The 15,345-nt window shown below is 70.1% G+C and carries 14 protein-coding genes; 9 read left to right on the top strand and 5 right to left on the bottom strand.

Annotation, left to right across the window (positions count from 1 at the left end; all coding sequences use genetic code 11):
• Positions 1-2: 2 nt before the first annotated feature.
• Genes AB6807_RS14420 through AB6807_RS14405 form a run of 4 tightly spaced genes read right to left on the bottom strand, consistent with a single transcriptional unit; the run spans position 3 to position 5,288 of the window.
• A complete protein-coding gene (locus AB6807_RS14420; RefSeq protein ID WP_371085107.1) occupies positions 3-1,151 on the bottom strand; it encodes a CaiB/BaiF CoA transferase family protein in 1,149 nt (382 codons plus the stop codon).
• Complete coding sequence (locus AB6807_RS14415) at positions 1,148-3,292, bottom strand: acetate--CoA ligase family protein (protein WP_371085106.1); 2,145 nt, start codon at positions 3,290-3,292, stop codon at positions 1,148-1,150. Before AB6807_RS14415 ends, AB6807_RS14420 begins: the two co-directional genes overlap by 4 nt.
• Before the next feature lie 31 nt (positions 3,293-3,323).
• The gene (locus tag AB6807_RS14410) at positions 3,324-4,472 is read right to left on the bottom strand and encodes an acyl-CoA dehydrogenase family protein (protein ID WP_116911291.1); all 1,149 of its coding nucleotides are present in this window, start codon (positions 4,470-4,472) and stop codon (positions 3,324-3,326) included.
• A 51-nt stretch (positions 4,473-4,523) separates the two neighbouring features.
• Positions 4,524-5,288, bottom strand: coding sequence for an IclR family transcriptional regulator (locus AB6807_RS14405; RefSeq protein ID WP_371085105.1), 765 nt, complete (start codon positions 5,286-5,288; stop codon positions 4,524-4,526).
• 196 nt (positions 5,289-5,484) lie between these two features.
• Here AB6807_RS14405 and AB6807_RS14400 point away from each other — a divergent pair, with 196 nt between their 5' ends.
• From AB6807_RS14400 to AB6807_RS14380, 5 genes are read left to right on the top strand one after another with little or no spacing between them, the layout of a single operon-like run.
• Positions 5,485-6,486, top strand: coding sequence for a tripartite tricarboxylate transporter substrate binding protein (locus tag AB6807_RS14400; RefSeq protein WP_286515138.1), 1,002 nt, complete (start codon positions 5,485-5,487; stop codon positions 6,484-6,486).
• A gap of 46 nt (positions 6,487-6,532) precedes the next feature.
• Positions 6,533-6,970 (top strand): OB-fold domain-containing protein, encoded by a 438-nt coding sequence (locus AB6807_RS14395; RefSeq protein ID WP_371085104.1) that lies wholly within the window; start codon positions 6,533-6,535, stop codon positions 6,968-6,970.
• Complete coding sequence (locus tag AB6807_RS14390; protein WP_371085103.1) at positions 6,967-8,124, top strand: thiolase family protein; 1,158 nt, start codon at positions 6,967-6,969, stop codon at positions 8,122-8,124. The genes AB6807_RS14395 and AB6807_RS14390 overlap by 4 nt, the downstream gene beginning before the upstream one ends.
• A gap of 31 nt (positions 8,125-8,155) precedes the next feature.
• Entirely contained in the window at positions 8,156-8,962 is an 807-nt protein-coding gene (locus AB6807_RS14385; RefSeq protein WP_286515133.1) for an enoyl-CoA hydratase/isomerase family protein, read from the top strand.
• A 51-nt stretch (positions 8,963-9,013) separates the two neighbouring features.
• Positions 9,014-9,829: an SDR family NAD(P)-dependent oxidoreductase gene (locus AB6807_RS14380; RefSeq protein WP_286515132.1), complete on the top strand. Its 816-nt coding sequence runs from the start codon at positions 9,014-9,016 to the stop codon at positions 9,827-9,829.
• On the opposite strand, the gene AB6807_RS14375 is transcribed toward AB6807_RS14380, so the two are convergent.
• Entirely contained in the window at positions 9,783-10,880 is a 1,098-nt protein-coding gene (locus AB6807_RS14375) for a substrate-binding domain-containing protein (RefSeq protein ID WP_371085102.1), read from the bottom strand. The two genes, AB6807_RS14380 and AB6807_RS14375, sit on opposite strands and share 47 nt — an antisense overlap.
• Before the next feature lie 68 nt (positions 10,881-10,948).
• On the opposite strand from AB6807_RS14375, the gene AB6807_RS14370 reads away from it, so the two are divergent.
• The 4 genes from AB6807_RS14370 (at position 10,949) to AB6807_RS14355 (ending at position 15,301) form a co-directional block, all read left to right on the top strand.
• Entirely contained in the window at positions 10,949-11,851 is a 903-nt protein-coding gene (locus AB6807_RS14370) for an SDR family NAD(P)-dependent oxidoreductase (protein ID WP_371085101.1), read from the top strand.
• Positions 11,852-11,940: 89 nt separating this feature from the next.
• The gene (locus AB6807_RS14365) at positions 11,941-12,927 is read left to right on the top strand and encodes a tripartite tricarboxylate transporter substrate binding protein (protein WP_286515127.1); all 987 of its coding nucleotides are present in this window, start codon (positions 11,941-11,943) and stop codon (positions 12,925-12,927) included.
• A gap of 62 nt (positions 12,928-12,989) precedes the next feature.
• The gene (locus AB6807_RS14360; protein WP_371085100.1) at positions 12,990-14,537 is read left to right on the top strand and encodes a class I adenylate-forming enzyme family protein; all 1,548 of its coding nucleotides are present in this window, start codon (positions 12,990-12,992) and stop codon (positions 14,535-14,537) included.
• Complete coding sequence (locus AB6807_RS14355) at positions 14,534-15,301, top strand: SDR family oxidoreductase (RefSeq protein ID WP_371085099.1); 768 nt, start codon at positions 14,534-14,536, stop codon at positions 15,299-15,301. The genes AB6807_RS14360 and AB6807_RS14355 overlap by 4 nt, the downstream gene beginning before the upstream one ends.
• Positions 15,302-15,345 lie beyond the last annotated feature (44 nt).

Below are 15,345 nucleotides of genomic sequence, written 5' to 3'. Positions count from 1 at the left end.
CGTCAGTTCCGCGCGCTGTCGAGCGCCGGCGCGCCGCCGAGCGCGCCGGCCCGCACACCGGCCAGGGGCACGGGGTAACGCGCCACCGGCAGCACGGCGCCGTCTTCGAACTTGCCTCGCCGGGCGAACTGCGGCAACGCCGCCACCTTCGACGGCTCCACCACCGGCGCCGCGGGCACGTCGTGCCGCTGCAGCAGCGCGAAGACCTCGTCGGCGTCGCTGTGCGCCAGCGCTTCTGCAATGCGCGCGTTGATGGGGCCCGCCGCGGCCTTGCGTGCCTTCATCGCGCGGAAGTCTTCGCCACCGTAGGGCGCCAGGTCGAGCGCCTCGCACAGGCGCACCCAGAAGTGGTCTTCCAGCGCGGCGATGGACACGTGCCGCCCGTCGCGGCAGGCGAAGGCGCCGTACGCGGGCTTGACCAGCGTCGCTTCGCGCTGCGCCTCCAGCGTGTGGGCACCGGCCTCGCGCCAGGCGCCGACGCGCGGGTTCATCCAGTGCAGCGCGCAGTCGGCGAGCGCCACGTCCAGATGCTGGCCCTGCCCCGTGTGCTCGCGCTGGTACAGCGCCGCGAGCGTGGACGACAGCGCATACATCGCGCCGCACAGGTCCGCCACCGGCAGGCCGAAGCTTTGCGCAGGTCCGCCGCCTTGCACGCCCGACACCGCGAGCACGCCCGCGGCGGCCAGGTAGTTGATGTCGTGGCCCGGCAGGTCGGCCCACGGGCCGTCTTGCCCGTAACCGCTCAACGACACGTACACCAAGCGCGGAAACGCCGCGCGCAGGCTGGCCGCGTCCAGCCCCAGCCGCGCCATCACGCCGGGGCGGTACGACTCGACCACCACGTCGGCCGTGGCGATCAGCGCGCGCACCTCCGCGCGCTGCGCCTCGTCCTTCAGGTCGGCCAGCAGGCTCTGCTTGCCGCGGTTCACTGCATCGAACACGCCCGGTCCCATGCGGCGCACGTTGTCGCCACCGGGCGGGCGCTCGATCTTGATGACGCGCGCGCCCATCTCGGCCAGGCTCTGCGTGAAGAACGGGCCCGGCAGCAGCTCGCTGAAGTCGACGACGGTAATGCCGGCCAGCGGCGGCGCCACCGGTGCCGCGCTCTTGCTAGCAGCCGTGGCCGTAATAGCAGCCGAGGCCGTGGTCATGCGGCGCCCCCGGTGCGTTCGATGATCACCGCGTCGAGCGGCATCGCGCCCTCGCCCTTCGCGCCGACCCACACCGGGTTCAGGTCCATCTCCTCGATGCGCTCCCCATGGCGCACCACGAAGTCCGAGATGCGCACCAGCAGCTCCTCCAGCGCCGCCACGTCGGCCGCGGGCCGCCCGCGCGCGCCGTCGAGCAGCGGAAAGCAGCGCATCTCGCGCACCATCGCCGCCGCGTCGCGCGGGCCGATGGGCAGCAGCCGGCGCGTCACGTCGCGGAAGATCTCGACGTAGATGCCGCCCAGCCCGAAGGTCATGACGTGGCCGAACACCGGGTCGCGCGTCACGCCGATCATCAGCTCGACGCCGCCGCGCGGCGCCATCTTCTCGATGAGCAGGCCGTCGACCTTCGCCTCGGGCTTGTGCCGCGCCACCGAGGCCATGATGTCGCGCCAGGCCGCGCCCACCTGCGCCCCGTCCTGCAGGCCGACCTGCACGCCGCCGATGTCCGACTTGTGCACGATCTGCTCGCTGGCGATCTTGGCGACCACCGGGTAGCCCATGCGGTCGGCCAGCGCGCGCGCTTCCTCGGCCGACGTGGCGAGCACGTTCGGCAGCAGCGCCACGCCCGCTTCGCGCAGCTGTTGCTTGGCCTGCGCCTCCGAGAGGCTGCGCGTGGCGCCTTCCTGCAGCGGCGCGGCCAGGGGTGGCAGCGCGACGGGCCGCATGTCGGCGTTCGCGCGGCGCCAACGCCCGTATTCCACCCAGCGCCCGATGGCGGAAATGGCCTTGCCCACCGAGCGCGGCGGCGCAAAACCCGCTGCCACCAGCCGCTGGTAGCCCTCGCCGAGGCGGTCGCTCATCCAGATGGGCACGATGGGCGCGGCGCAGCCCTTCTGCGCGTTGATGATGTTGTCGGCCATGCGCGTGGTGGTCTCGCCGTAGTCCAGCGCAATGGGCACGATGGTCAGGCCCAGGTTGGCGTCGTTGGCCACGCAGCCCAGCGTGGTTTCCACCACGGTCTTGTCGCTGAGCACCATGGCGGTGGTGTCCACCGGGTTGCCGATGGCCGCGTAGTCGGGCAGCTTGGCGCGCAGCACCGCCGTGGTCTCGGGCGTGAAGGCCGCGAGCGTGAGGCCGGCCGAGCCGACCGCGTCGGCCGCCAGCGCCGCCGTGCCGCCCGAGGAGCAATAGATGCCCAGCGCCTCCTGCGCGCCCGGCATGGCGCGCGCGAAGAGCCAGGCGGTGTCGACCAGTTCGTCGATGTCGTCCACCTCGATCACGCCGAACTGCCGGAACACGGCGCTGTTCACCTCGGCCGAGCCCGTGAGCGAGGCGGTGTGCGACTGCGCCGCGCGCCGCCCGTACTCCGACTTGCCCACCTTCAGCCCGATCACCGGCTTGCCGTTGGCCGCCGCGCGCTGCACGGCCGCCACGAACTTCGGCCCGTCCTTGATGCCTTCCAGCAGCGTGACGATGACCTTGATGTCGGGCGCGTCCGCCATGTAGTGGATGAAGTCGGCCACCTGCAGGTCGACCTCGTTGCCGGTGGAGGCCCACAGCCCGATGCCGATGCCGCGCTCCATCGCCTGCATCACGTTGCGCCCGAGGCCGCCGCCCTGCGTGGCCAGGCCGATGGGGCCCTTCACCAGGTCGTGCGGGAACGAGGGCGAGAAGGTCAGGCCGAGCCGGCCGTTGACGTTGGTCAGGCCCGGGCAGTTGGGGCCGTACAGGCGCAGGCCGCTGCGCGCGGCGATCTCCTTCATGCGCAGCTGCTCGCGCTCGCCCTCGGCACCCGCCTCGCCGAAGCCCGAGCTCAGGATGACCGCGAAGGCCACGCCGCGCGCGGCACATTCCTCGATGACCGTGAGCACGCCGCTCGCGGGCACGGCCACCACGGCCACGTCCGGCGTGGCCGGCAGCGACGCCACACTGGGCCAGCAGCGGTGGCCGCGAATCTCGGGCTTCGTCGGGTTCACGAGGTAGACGTCGCCGCCGAACTCCGAATGCGTGAGCAGGTTGGTGAGCGTGCGTTCGCCGATGCCGCCTTCGCGGTCGGACGCGCCGACCAGCGCGATCGAACGCGGGTTGATCAGGCGCGACAGGTCGGCCGGGCCGTGCGCGGTGTTCTTGGTTGTCTCCATGGTGCGTGTTCCTTTTGTTGTTCTTGTGGGTTCAGGCAATGGCCGACATGCCGAGGATCTCGCGCCCGACGATCAGCGTCTGCACCTCGGTCGTGCCTTCGGGAATGGTGCCGCCGCGGGTGTCGCGGAAGATGCGCTCTATCGGGTAGTCGGTCGAGTAGCCCAGGCCGCCATGCACCTGCAGCGCCATGCTCGCCACCTCGTGCGCCGCCTCGGTGGCGTACAGCTTGGCGATGGAGCAGGCCATGCGCGCATCGGCCTGGGAGTCGAGCGCGGCGGCGGCGCGCAGGCCCAGCGCCCGCGCGGCTTCCACGCGCACCGTCATGTCGACGATGAGCTTCTGCACCAGCTGGAAGCTGCCGATGGGCTTGCCGAACTGGGTGCGCGTGCGCGCGTAGTCGATCGACAGGTCCAGCGCCGACTGCGCCGCGCCCACCGCGCCCATGGCGATGTTCACGCGCGCGCTGTCCAGCCCCACCAGCATGCGCTTGAGCGCGCTGCCCTCCTCGCCGATGAGGTTGGCGCGCGGCACCTTCACGTTGTCGAAGTTCAGCTCGGCCGTGCCGGTGCTGCGCAGCACCATGGTATCGACGCGGCGCACCTCGTAGGGCGACACCTCGCGCTCGACCAGGAAGGTCGACAGCTGGCCCTGACAGTCGGCGCTGAAGGTGCGCGCCACCACGATGCCAAAGTCGGCGAAGGCGCCGTTGGTGATCCACAGCTTGCGGCCGTTCAGCACGTAGTGGTCGTCCACCAGGTCGGCCCGGGTCTGTATCTGCGCGATGTTCGAGCCCGTGCCCGGCTCGCTGATGGCCGTGAAGCAGCGCCGCTCGGAGGCCAGCAGCGGCTTCAGGAAACGCTCTTTCTGCTCGGGCGTGCCTTCGGCGGCGATCTTGTGGATCGGCCCGTTGGTGATGTTGAGCATGGTGCGCATCGACAGCCACGCGTAGCCCGCTTCTTCCATCAGCATGGCCCAGGTGAGCTGGTCCATGCCCATGCCGCCCTCGGCCTCGGGCAGCCGCCCGCCGATGTAGCCGAACTGCGCCAGCTCTTTCATGATCTCGAAGGGAAAGCTCCGCTCGACGTCGTGCTTCGCGATGAGCGGCGTCACCTCGCTCTTCATGAAGCGGCGAATGCTGTCGCGCAACAGCGCCTGGTCGGCGTCAAGGGTGAAACTCATCGGGTTGTCTCCTGAGGTTGGATGAAAGGGGGCGCGCGCCGCGCCCGTGCGCTACGAAGCGCCGGGCTCCCTGGCGTTGCGTGGACGAAAGACCAGCGCCTGCACTTCCTGCAGGGCTGCGAGAAAAGCTTCGCGCTGCTGGCGCAGGCGGTCGGTGGGGCCGGCCACGGACAGGGCCATGGGCTCGCCGCCCACGTAGCCCGCCACGGCGAGCGCCGCGAGGCCGTCGCCGCCCTCGTTCTCGACCCAGATCCAGCCCTGCGTGCGGGCCTGCTCGACTTGCGCCTCGAGCACGGCCAGGTCGACGATGGTGCCCTCGGCAATCTTGCGCAGCGGCTTCAGCCGCAGTTGGCGCGCGGCCTCTTCGGGCGTGCCCAGCGCAAGCACCGCCTTGCCCAGCGCCGACACGTGCAGGCTGAGCTTGTCGCCCACGTTCTGCATGTAGCGCAGCGGGTGCCGCCCTTCATTGAAGGCCAGCACCTTCACCACGCCGCCTTCGAGCCGGCCGCACAGGCCGGTCTCGCCGGTCTTGTCGCGCAGCAGTTCGGCCGCTTCCGAGGCCACTGCGTACAGCGGGTCGCTCGCCGAAATCTCCTTCGCCACCGACAGCAGCCGGGCCGTCGGATAGAAGCGGCGGCTGCGCGCCGTGCGCAGCAGGTAGCCGAGCTCGTGCAGCGTGTGCAGCAGGTCGGAGCAGCTGCTCTCGGGCAGGTCCATGAGCCGCGCGAGGTCGGAGTTGGAGAGTTCGCGCTTTTCGCGGGCGAACAGCTCCAGCAGCGACATGGTGCGGGCGGCGGCGGGGACGAGTGTTGGCATATTTCCTCCGATATTTCGTAGACAGGCACGAATATTAGCGGAGCAGCTTGCAGGCAAGTTCATTCTTGAAGTCGCAGTTTCCATTTTGATGTGTCGAAATTCATCGGCACATCTCCTCTTGTTTTTCTACGATTGATCGAAGTATATTGCGATTACTCGTAGACAAACGAGACCAAAAAACCAACTGGAGACATGCATGGACAAGTTCTGGAAGAAGGCGCTGGCTGGCCTGTGTGCGGTGGTCGCGGGCGCGGCGTCGCTGGGCGCCGCGCAGGTTGCGCAGGCCGCGGACGTGGCATGGCCGACCCGGCCGATCACCTTCGTCGTGCCGTTCACGCCCGGCGGCATCACCGACAACACCTCGCGGGTGCTCGCCAAGCTGGTGGGCGACAAGCTGGGCCAGCCGGTCGTGGTGGACAACCGGCCCGGCGCGGGCGGCTCCATCGGCGTGGAGGCGGCCTCGCGCCAGCCGCCCGACGGCTACACCATGATCTACGGCACCCAGGGCACGCAGGCGGCCAACCTGGCGCTGTACAAGAACATCCGCTACGACCCGGTGAAAGACTTCGTGCCGGTGCACGCCATGTCGGAGACGCCGCTGATCCTGGTGATCAACCCCGCGCGCCCGTTCAAGACCGTGCCCGAGCTCATCGCGTACGCCAAGGCCAACCCCGGCAAGCTGAACTTCGGCTCCGCCGGCCCGGGCACCGGCACGCACCTGACGGCCGAGCTGTTCCAGGTGGCCACCGGCACCAAGATGACGCACGTGCCCTACAAGGGCAGCAGCCCCGCGCTCACCGACCTGATGGCCGGCAACCTCGACCTGATGTTCGACTACCCGGTGGTGGTCATGCCCTTCGTGAAGGCCGGCAAGCTCAAGCCCCTGGCCGTCACCGGCAAGACCCGCCTGGCCATCGCGCCCGAGATTCCGAGCGTGAGCGAACTGGGCTTTCCCAAGGCCGAGTCCACCGCCTGGAGCGCGGTGTTCGTGCCCGCGAAGACGCCGCCCGACATCGTCAAGAAGCTGGGCGACGCCATCGCGCAGGCCATCGCCGACCCCGAGATGCAGCAGGTGACCGAGAAGTTCGGCAGCGTGCCGCTGAAAGACCTGCGCGACGCGAAGCTGGGCGAATTCGTGAAGAGCGAGATGACCCGCTGGCGCGAGGTCGTCCAGGAATCCGGCGCCAAGCTGGAGTGAGTGCGCCTTGTCTCTTTCCTCTCCCCCCGTTCAGTCCCTCCAGCACATGACCCAAGACCTCACATCGATGATGCCGCAGCGCCCATCGCTCTACCGGCTCGCGGCCGACGGCCGCTCGCTCGACTTTCTCTTCGCGCAATGCCCCGCATGCCACGCGCTGAGCTTTCCGGCCAATGCGCCCGGCTGCATGCACTGCGGCCACGCGATCGACGCCACGGACACGGCCACGCAGGTGGCGCGGCCCGGCGGCGGCACGCTGCTGGAATACGTGACGCTGCACGTGCCGCTGGTGCCGGGCATGCCCGCGCCCAGCATCGCGGGCGACATCCGCATCGCCGAACAGGTGGTGGAAGAAGGCGTGGTCGCCGTGGCCGACGAGAGCGCCCTGCGCCCCGGCATGGCGCTGCGGGCCGTGGCGGTGCCGCTGGCCTCGGGCGACAGCTATGGCTGTGCGTTCGTACCGACCGAGGAGGTCGTGCGATGAGCGGCAATTGGATCGACGCCAATGACGGCGTCTACGTCGTGGGCATCGGCATGCACCCGTACCAGTTTCCGAGCGACACGCCCTACACCCACCTCGGCCTTACCGCGGTGCGTGCCGCGCTGGCCGATGCGGGCATCGACTGGAAGCAGGTGCAAAGCGCCTACGTCGGCACCACCTCCATCGGCATGGCCGCGGGCCGTGTGATGTTCCGCCACCTGGGCTCCACCGGGCTGGCCGTCACGCAGGTGGAAAACGCTTCGGCCTCCGGCTCCTTCGCGTTCCGCCAGGCCTGCATGGAAGTGGCGCACGGCATCAGCGACGTGGTGCTGGCCATGGGCGTGGACAAGCACGGCGACGGCCGCCGCGCCGCCAACAAGGACGGGCTCGAACGCCTGAGCGACACCGCCACCATTCCGGCCGTGAAGTTCGCGCTGATGGCGCGCAGCTACCTGCGCGAGCGCGGCGCCGGCATGGAGGCCATGGCCAAGGTGGCGGTGAAGAACCACGGCAATGCCTCGCTGAACCCCTACGCCCAGTTCCGCAAGCCGCGCACGCTCGAGCAGGTGCTCGCCTCGCCCAAGGTGGCGGGCGACCTCACGGTGCAGCAATGCTGCCCGCGCGGCGAAGGCGCGGCGGCCGTGCTCCTGGTGTCGGGCCGCGCGCTGAAGCGCCTGGGCCTGGACGCCCGGCGTTGCGTGCGCGTGCGCGCGTCGGTCGCCAACAGCGAGCGCGACGAAACGGTGTACGGCCAGGGCCCCATCGACCTGGTGCGCAGCAGCGCGCAGGCCGCGCTCGACCAGGCCGGCATCGCGCCCACGCAGCTCGACCTGCTCGAACTGCATGACGCGTTCTCGGTGGAAGAGCTGCTCTACAGCGAGGCCATCGGCGTGTGCGCGCCCGGCGAAGGCGCGGCCTACCTGGAGCGCGGGGACTCGCGCATCGGCGGGCGCTGCGCCATCAACGCCTCGGGCGGGCTGATCGGCATGGGCCACCCGCTCGGGCCGACCGGCATCGGGCAGATCGCGGAAATCACGCGGCAGATCCGCGGCGAGGCCGAAGGCCGCCAGCAACCGAACGCGCGCTGGGGCATGGCCCACATGATCGGCCTCGGTTCGGTGGCCGTCGCCCATGTGCTCAGCGCCGCGCAGGCCTGAGCGAACCACACACAGGAAGGAACTCACTCCCATGACCGCATCCACCCCCGCGCTCGACACGCTGCTGTACGAGGTGCGCGGCAACGTCGCCATCGTCACGCTGAACCGCCCCGAGCGCATGAACACGCTCGGCGGCTCGATGAAGCCCGACCTGGCGCGCGCCTTCTTCGAGTACGCCCGCACCGACGAGCGCGTGCGCGCGGTGCTCGTCACCGGCAGCGGCGAGCGCGCCTTCTGCGCGGGCGCCGACATCAAGGAGCGCGCCGGCAGCCAGGCCTCGGGCACCGACTACTTCGTCGCGCAGAAGGCCACGCACGACCTGTTTCGCAACATCGAGGAGTTCGAGAAGCCCGTCGTCGCGGCCATCAACGGCGTCGCGCTGGGCGGCGGGCTGGAGATTGCGTTGTGCTGCGACATCCGCATCGCGGCCGACAGCGCGCGCTTCGGGCTGCCCGAGATCAAGCTCGGCGTGATTCCGGCGGCCGGCGGCACGCAGCGGCTGCCGCGCCTGATCGGCGAGGCGCGCGCCAAGGAGCTGATCCTCACGGCCGACCTGGTCGATGCCGACACCGCGCTGCGCTACGGCATCGTGAGCCGCGTGCTGCCGCAGGCCGAGCTGCTGCCCGCGGCATTGGCGCTGGCGCAGCGCATTGCCGAGCACCCGCCGCTGGCGGTGCGCTTTGCCAAGCGCGCCATCAACCGCGGCATGCAGGTCGACCTCGACTCCGGGCTGGAATACGAGCGCTACGCCGCCGCCATGATCATCGACAGCGAGGACCGCAAGGAAGGCATGCGGGCGTTCGTCGAGAAGCGCAAGCCGGTGTTCACCGGGCGCTGAGCGCCCTCTTCTTTCTGCACGACGACCTCAACGAACAAAGAAAGCACACACATGAAACTCGGATTGGAAGGCAAGGTTGCGCTGGTGACCGGCGGCGGCCAGGGCGTGGGCCGCCAGATCTGCATCGAGCTCGCGGCCGAAGGCGCGCGCGTGATCGTCAACGACCTGTTCGCCGAACGCGCGCAGGCCGTGGCCGCTGAAATCACCGCGGCCGGCGGCCAGGCGCTCGCGGCGCCCGCGGACATCACGCGCGCCGAAGAAGTCGAGGCCATGGTCGCCAAGGGCGCGGCGCACTTCGACGCACCGGTGACGGTGCTGGTGAACAACGCCGGCATCATTCCCGAGCGGCGCGAGAAAGGCGGGCGCACGCCCCCCTTTCTCGACATGCCCACCGTGGACTGGGCCAAGATCGTGAACCTGAACGTGTACGGCACCATGAACTGCTGCCGCAGCGTGCTGCCGGGCATGGTCGAGCGCAAGGGCGGGCGCATCGTGAACATCATCTCGGAGGCCGGGCGCATCGGCGAGGCCAACATGGCGGTGTACTCGGGTGCCAAGGCCGCCATCGCGGGCTTCGGGAAAGCGCTGGCGCGCGAGCACGGGCGCCACGCCATCACGGTGAACTCGGTGGCGCTGGGCGCGGTGTCGCACGCGGGCATCAAGGACGGGCCGCTCAACATCCATGCGACGCCAGAGAACGACGAGCGCCTGGGCAAGATGCTGAACGTCTACCCCATCTCCAAGGGCGTGGGGCGCCTGTCGCGGCCCGAAGACATCTCGGGCCTGATCGCGTTCCTGGCCTCCGACCGCGCGCTGTTCATCACAGGGCAGACGATCGGGGCCTCGGGCGGCTTCGCGATGGTGTAGCGGGCACTTCTTCAACGCGCGCCGCGGTCTTCGGCGGCATGCACGAAGCGCCCAGCACCAGGTCGAGCCCGATGGTCACCTTGCGCGGCGCGCCGGCCGTCTTGCCCCCCAGCCGCTCGAGCATCAAGTGCGCCGCGGCCTGCGCGGCCTCTTCGATGTTGAAGCGCAGCGTGGTCAGCGCCGGGTGCATCAGCGCGAAGGCGTCGTCGGTGCCGATGCCCACCACCGACAGATCTTGCGGAATACGCAGCCCCCCGGCGCGCACGCTGCGCAGCGCGCCCGACAACAGGCGCGTGCCCAGCGCGATGACGGCCGTGGGCGGCGAGGCCAGCTCGAGCATGCGCGCCATCTGCGCCTCGGACGACTGCACGGCCGAGCTGAGCATGCACACCAGCGCCTCGTCGAAGGCCACGCCGCCGCGCGCCAGGCCGTCCTGGTAGCCCAGCAGCTTCTCGCGGCCGGGGCGAATGGCCACGCTGGGGCCGAACAGCGCGATGCGCCGGTGGCCCAGCGACACCAGGTAGTCGACCGCCTGCGCCACGCCCTGGCGATGGTCCTGGTAGACGGCGTCGCCGTCGCAATCGACTTCGCGGTCGACGATGACCAGCGGCAGCTTGCAGCGCGCGAACGGATCGACCTCGCGCGACAGGCCCTCCACGCTCGGCGAGGCGATGATGCCTTCGAGCCGCCGGTTCTCGAACAGCGTGAGCAGCTCTTTCTCGCGCGCGGGCTGGTCGTAGGTGCTCGCCACCAGCAGCGAGAAGCCGGCCGCCTGCATGCGGATTTCCACCGCGGCGAAGAAGGCCGAGAGAAACGGGTTGGCCATGTTCGACACCATGAACCCCACCGCCTTGCTGCGCCCGGTCTTCAGGTGCCGGGCGTTGAAGTTGGGCACGTAGCCCGTGGCCTCCACGGCGCGCTCCACCCGGCGCCGCACGTCGGCGCTGACGTAGCCGCTGTTGTTCAACACCCGCGACACGCTCGCGATGGACGCGCCCGATGCGGCGGCCACGTCGCGCAGCGACACCGACTTTGCAGTCTCCGTGCTCATTGTTTTCCCTTATGAAAACGTTCCATGGCTTGCGAGCGGCCAGGGCATCTCTTAGCCTCGGCAGCGTTATGAAAACGTTTCCACATCTTAATGAATCGGCGCGGGGCGGCAACAAGCGTTTCGCGGGTCGCACGGTGCTGGTGATCGGCGGCGGGCAGGCCAGCAGCGCAGCCGGTGAAGCGAAAGAAGCCGGCGCGCCCATCGAGACCATCGAGCCCGTTGGCAATGGCCGCGCCATCTGCCTGCAACTGGCCGCGGGTGGCGCCCGCGTACTGTGCGCCGACCGCTCGGCCGATGCGGCAGCGCGCACGGTCGCCGACATCGCCGCGAGCGGCCTCGCCGAGCAAGGCGAGAACGACCTCGCCAGCGCCCTTGCCCTCACCGCCGACATCTCGCTCCCCGAAGACATCCGCGCGCTGTTCGACGGGCTGGCGCAACGCGGTATCGCCATCGACGGCCTGGTGCTGAACGCGGGCATCAGCGACCGCAAGTCGCTGCGCGACATCACGCCCGAGAGCTGGGACACGATCTTCGGCGTCAACCTGCGCGGCCACGCGCTGTGCGCGCAGGCCGCGCTGCCGGCCATGAACCACGGCGGCGCGATCGTCTTTGTGTCTTCGCTCGCGGCCGAGATGCCCGCGGGCCGCAACCCCGCCTACGAAAGCTCGAAGGCCGGGCTCTCGGCGCTGTGCCGCGCGACGGCGCTGGAGGCGCATGAGAAAGACATTCGCGCCAACCTCGTGCGCGCCGGCCTCATCGACACGCCCATGGGCCGCGCGGCCAGCGCCGCGCGCCCGGGCCGTGCGGCGGGGCCGCTGCCCTTCGGCCGCCAGGGCACGGCATGGGACATCGCCCACGCGGTGTGCTTCCTGCTCTCGGACGAGGCCGCCTACATCAACGCCGCCGAGCTGGCGGTGGACGGCGGGCTGCGCCACGGCATTGCGCGCGCGGCGCCGCCGGCCTCTTCCTGACACGTCCGCAGGCACGCCTGGCACGTCCATTCACGCCCAGCCACGCCCAGCCCCATCCGATCTCTTTCAGCATTCCCGGAGACATCCCCTTGAAAAGAAGAACCCTCGCATTCACCGCAGCCGCGGCCCTGGCCGCGCTGTGCGCACCCGCTGCCTGGTCGCAACCCGCGCCCGCGGCATGGCCCGCCAAGCCCCTTCGCCTGGTCGTGCCCTTTCCGCCCGGCGGTGCCGCCGACCTGTTCGCGCGGCTGATCGGCGCGGAGCTTGCGCAGTCGCTGGGCCAGCCGGTGATCGTCGACAACCGGCCCGGCGCGGGCGGCAACATCGGCGCGCGCGAAGTGGCCTCGGCCGCGCCCGACGGCTACACGATGCTGCTGGGCACGGTGGGCACGCACGCCATCAACCCCACGCTGTACGGCAACCTGCCCTACGACACGCGCAAGGCGTTCACGCCCGTGGTCATGGTGGGCTCGGTGCCCAACGTGCTGGTGGTGAACCCGCAGCTGCAGGCGAAGTCGGTGGCAGAGCTCACGGCCCTCGCCAAGAGCAAGCCCGGCAAGCTGAGCATGGGCTCGTCGGGCAACGGCAGCAGCATCCACCTGTCGGGCGAGCTCTACAAGCACCTGGCGCAGGTCAGCATCCTGCATGTGCCCTACCGCGGCGGCGCCGCTGCGCTCACCGACCTGATCGGCGGGCAGATCGACCTGATGTTCGACAACCTGCCGACCTCGCTGCCGCACATCGCCAAGGGCTCGCTGCGTGCGCTGGCAGTCACGGGCGCGCGCCGCTCGGCCTCGCTGCCCGACGTGCCCACCATGGCCGAAGCCGGCGTGCGCGGCTACGAGTCGACGGCCTGGTCGGGCCTGTTCGTGCCGGCCGGCGTGCCCCCTGCGGTCACGCAGCGGCTGCATGCCGAGGTGGAAAAAGCGCTGCGCACCGACAAGGTGAAGGCGCGCTACCGCGACCTGGGCGCCGACGCGCCCGAGATGAGCCAAAGCGCCTTCGACGCCTTCGTGCGCAAGGAATACGACAAGTGGGCCGAGATCGTTCGTGTGTCCGGCGCGAAGGCCGAGTAAGCACGCCGAGTAAGCACGCCGAGTAAGCACGCCGAGCAAGAAGGCAAAGACAAGACATACCCATGCGCCCCATCGACTTCCTGCTGCGCAGCGCGCGGCGCCATCCCGACAAGATCGCCATTTCCGGCCCGGAGGGCGAGATCAGCTACGCCGAGCTGCTGGCCCGCACCGAGGCACTGGCCACCGCCTTCCAGGCGCTGGTGCCCGACGCGCGCGGGCGCATCGCGATCTGCGCGGGCAACCACATTTCCCATGTCGTGGCGTTGTTCGCCACGCTGCTGGCGGGCCGCATCTGGGTGCCGCTGAACCCGCGCGCCGGCCAGGCCGAATTGAGTCGCATCGTCGAGTTCACCGAGGCCGCGCTGGTCGTGACCGAAGCAGGCCTCGAAGACAAGGTGGCAGGCACGCGCGCACGCCGCATCGGCTACGTGCCGCAAGACGCCGCCCACACCGGTCGGCACGCCGAATGCGAGCTGAGCGCGCTGGTCGCCGTCTACCGCGGCCGCCGGCCCGCCGACGTGCGTCACGACCTGGGCGAAACGCAGGCCATCAAGTTCACCGGCGGCACCACCGGCGCGCCCAAGGGCGTGATGCAGAGCTACCGCGCGTGGAACACCACCATCGTGTCGATCGCGCATGCCATGCGGCTCGACGCCGACGAACGCTACCTGGCGGTGGCCTCCATCACGCACGGCACCTCGACCTTCCTGCTGCCGGTGCTCGGCTGGGGCGGCACCGTGCTGCTGCCCACCTCCACGCAGCCGCGCGACGTGCTCGAGCAGCTGGAGCGCGAGCGCGTGAGCGCCGTGTTCATGCCGCCCACGCTGATCTACAGCCTGCTCGAGGACGAGACGGCACGCACGCGCGACTGGTCGGCGCTGCGCCACTTCGTGTACGCGGCGGCACCGATGCGGCGCGACAAGATCATCGAGGCGCAGCAGGTGTTCGGCCATGTGGAAACCGGCTACGGCCAGACCGAAGCGCCGGCCATCATTTCGTACATGCCTGTACAGGACCTGCTCGACGCGCGCAACCTCGACTCGGTCGGGCGCGCCGCGCTGATGACCGACATCGCCATCATGGACGCCGCGGGCAAGCTGCTGCCCCCGGGCGAGACCGGCGAGGTGGTGGTGCGCGGCGACCTGCTGATGTCGGGCTACTGGAAGCAGCCCGAGAAGACCGCCGAGACCTTCCACGACGGCTGGCTGCGCACCGGCGACGGCGGCTACCTCGACGAGCGCGGCTACCTGTTCCTGAAAGACCGGGTGCGCGACATGATCATCACCGGCGGCTTCAACGTGTACCCCACCGACGTGGAGAACGCGCTGGGCAAGCACCCCGCGGTGTACGACTGCGCGGTGGTCGGCATCGACGACGACAAGTGGGGCGAGGCGGTGCACGCCGCCGTGCAGCTGCGCGCCGGCGAGCAAACCACGCAGGCCGAACTCATCGCCTGGGTGCGCGCGCATCTCGACCCCGTGAAGACCCCCAAGGCCGTGCACTTCTTCGACCCGCTGCCGCGCACCGCGAACGGCAAGGTGTCGAAGAAGGACGCACGCGCGGACATCGTCCGGCGCATGCAGCACGACAGCACCAAGGCCACGACATGACATCGCCAATCGCACAACACGAACATCACCAAGCCACGCAGGACGGCACCCCGCGCCACGCCCTGGTCACCGGCGGCTCCTCGGGCATCGGCCTGGCCACCTGCCACACGCTGATGGCGGCGGGCTGGCAGGTCGTCAACTTCGACATCCAGCCGCCGCCCGATGACAGCTCCGGCGCGTTCGTGCGTGTCGACATGGGCGACAAGGCCGCGCTGGCCGCGGCGCTGGCCGAGGCCACCGCGCAGCGCGCCTTCACCGGCCTGGTGAACAACGTGGCGGCCATTCGCCCGGCGCCCATCGAAGACACCTCGCTGGACGACTTCGACCTGCAGATGGCCGTCACCACGCGCGCCGCCCTGCAATGCACGCAGGCCGTGCTGCCCGCGATGCGCGCGGCCGGCCACGGCCGCATCGTGAACATCACCAGCCGCGCGGCGCTGGGCAAGGAGCTGCGCAGCGGCTATTCGGCGGCCAAGGGCGCGCTCAATGCGCTCACGCGCACCTGGGCGCTGGAGCTGGCGGCCCAGGGCATCACGGTGAACGCCGTGGCGCCCGGGCCCATCGCCACCGCCGCGTTCAAGGCCGCCAACCCGGCCGACAGCCCGCGCACGCAACGCATCGCGCAGGGCATTCCGGTGCAGCGCTTCGGCGAGCCGGCCGAGGTGGCGCACGCGGTGGGCTGCTTCATGCACCCGATGGCGTCGTTCATGACCGGGCAGGTGCTGTACGTGTGCGGCGGGATCACCGTCGGGCTCGCGGGCTGAACGCGGCGGGAACCACATACGCAAATACCGACATACGCGAGGAC

The organism is Variovorax sp. RCC_210 (assembly GCF_041355175.1).
Lineage (GTDB): Bacteria > Pseudomonadota > Gammaproteobacteria > Burkholderiales > Burkholderiaceae_C > Variovorax.
Note: the sequence above shows the minus strand (reverse complement) of the source record. Positions and strands in the feature narration are given on the sequence as shown.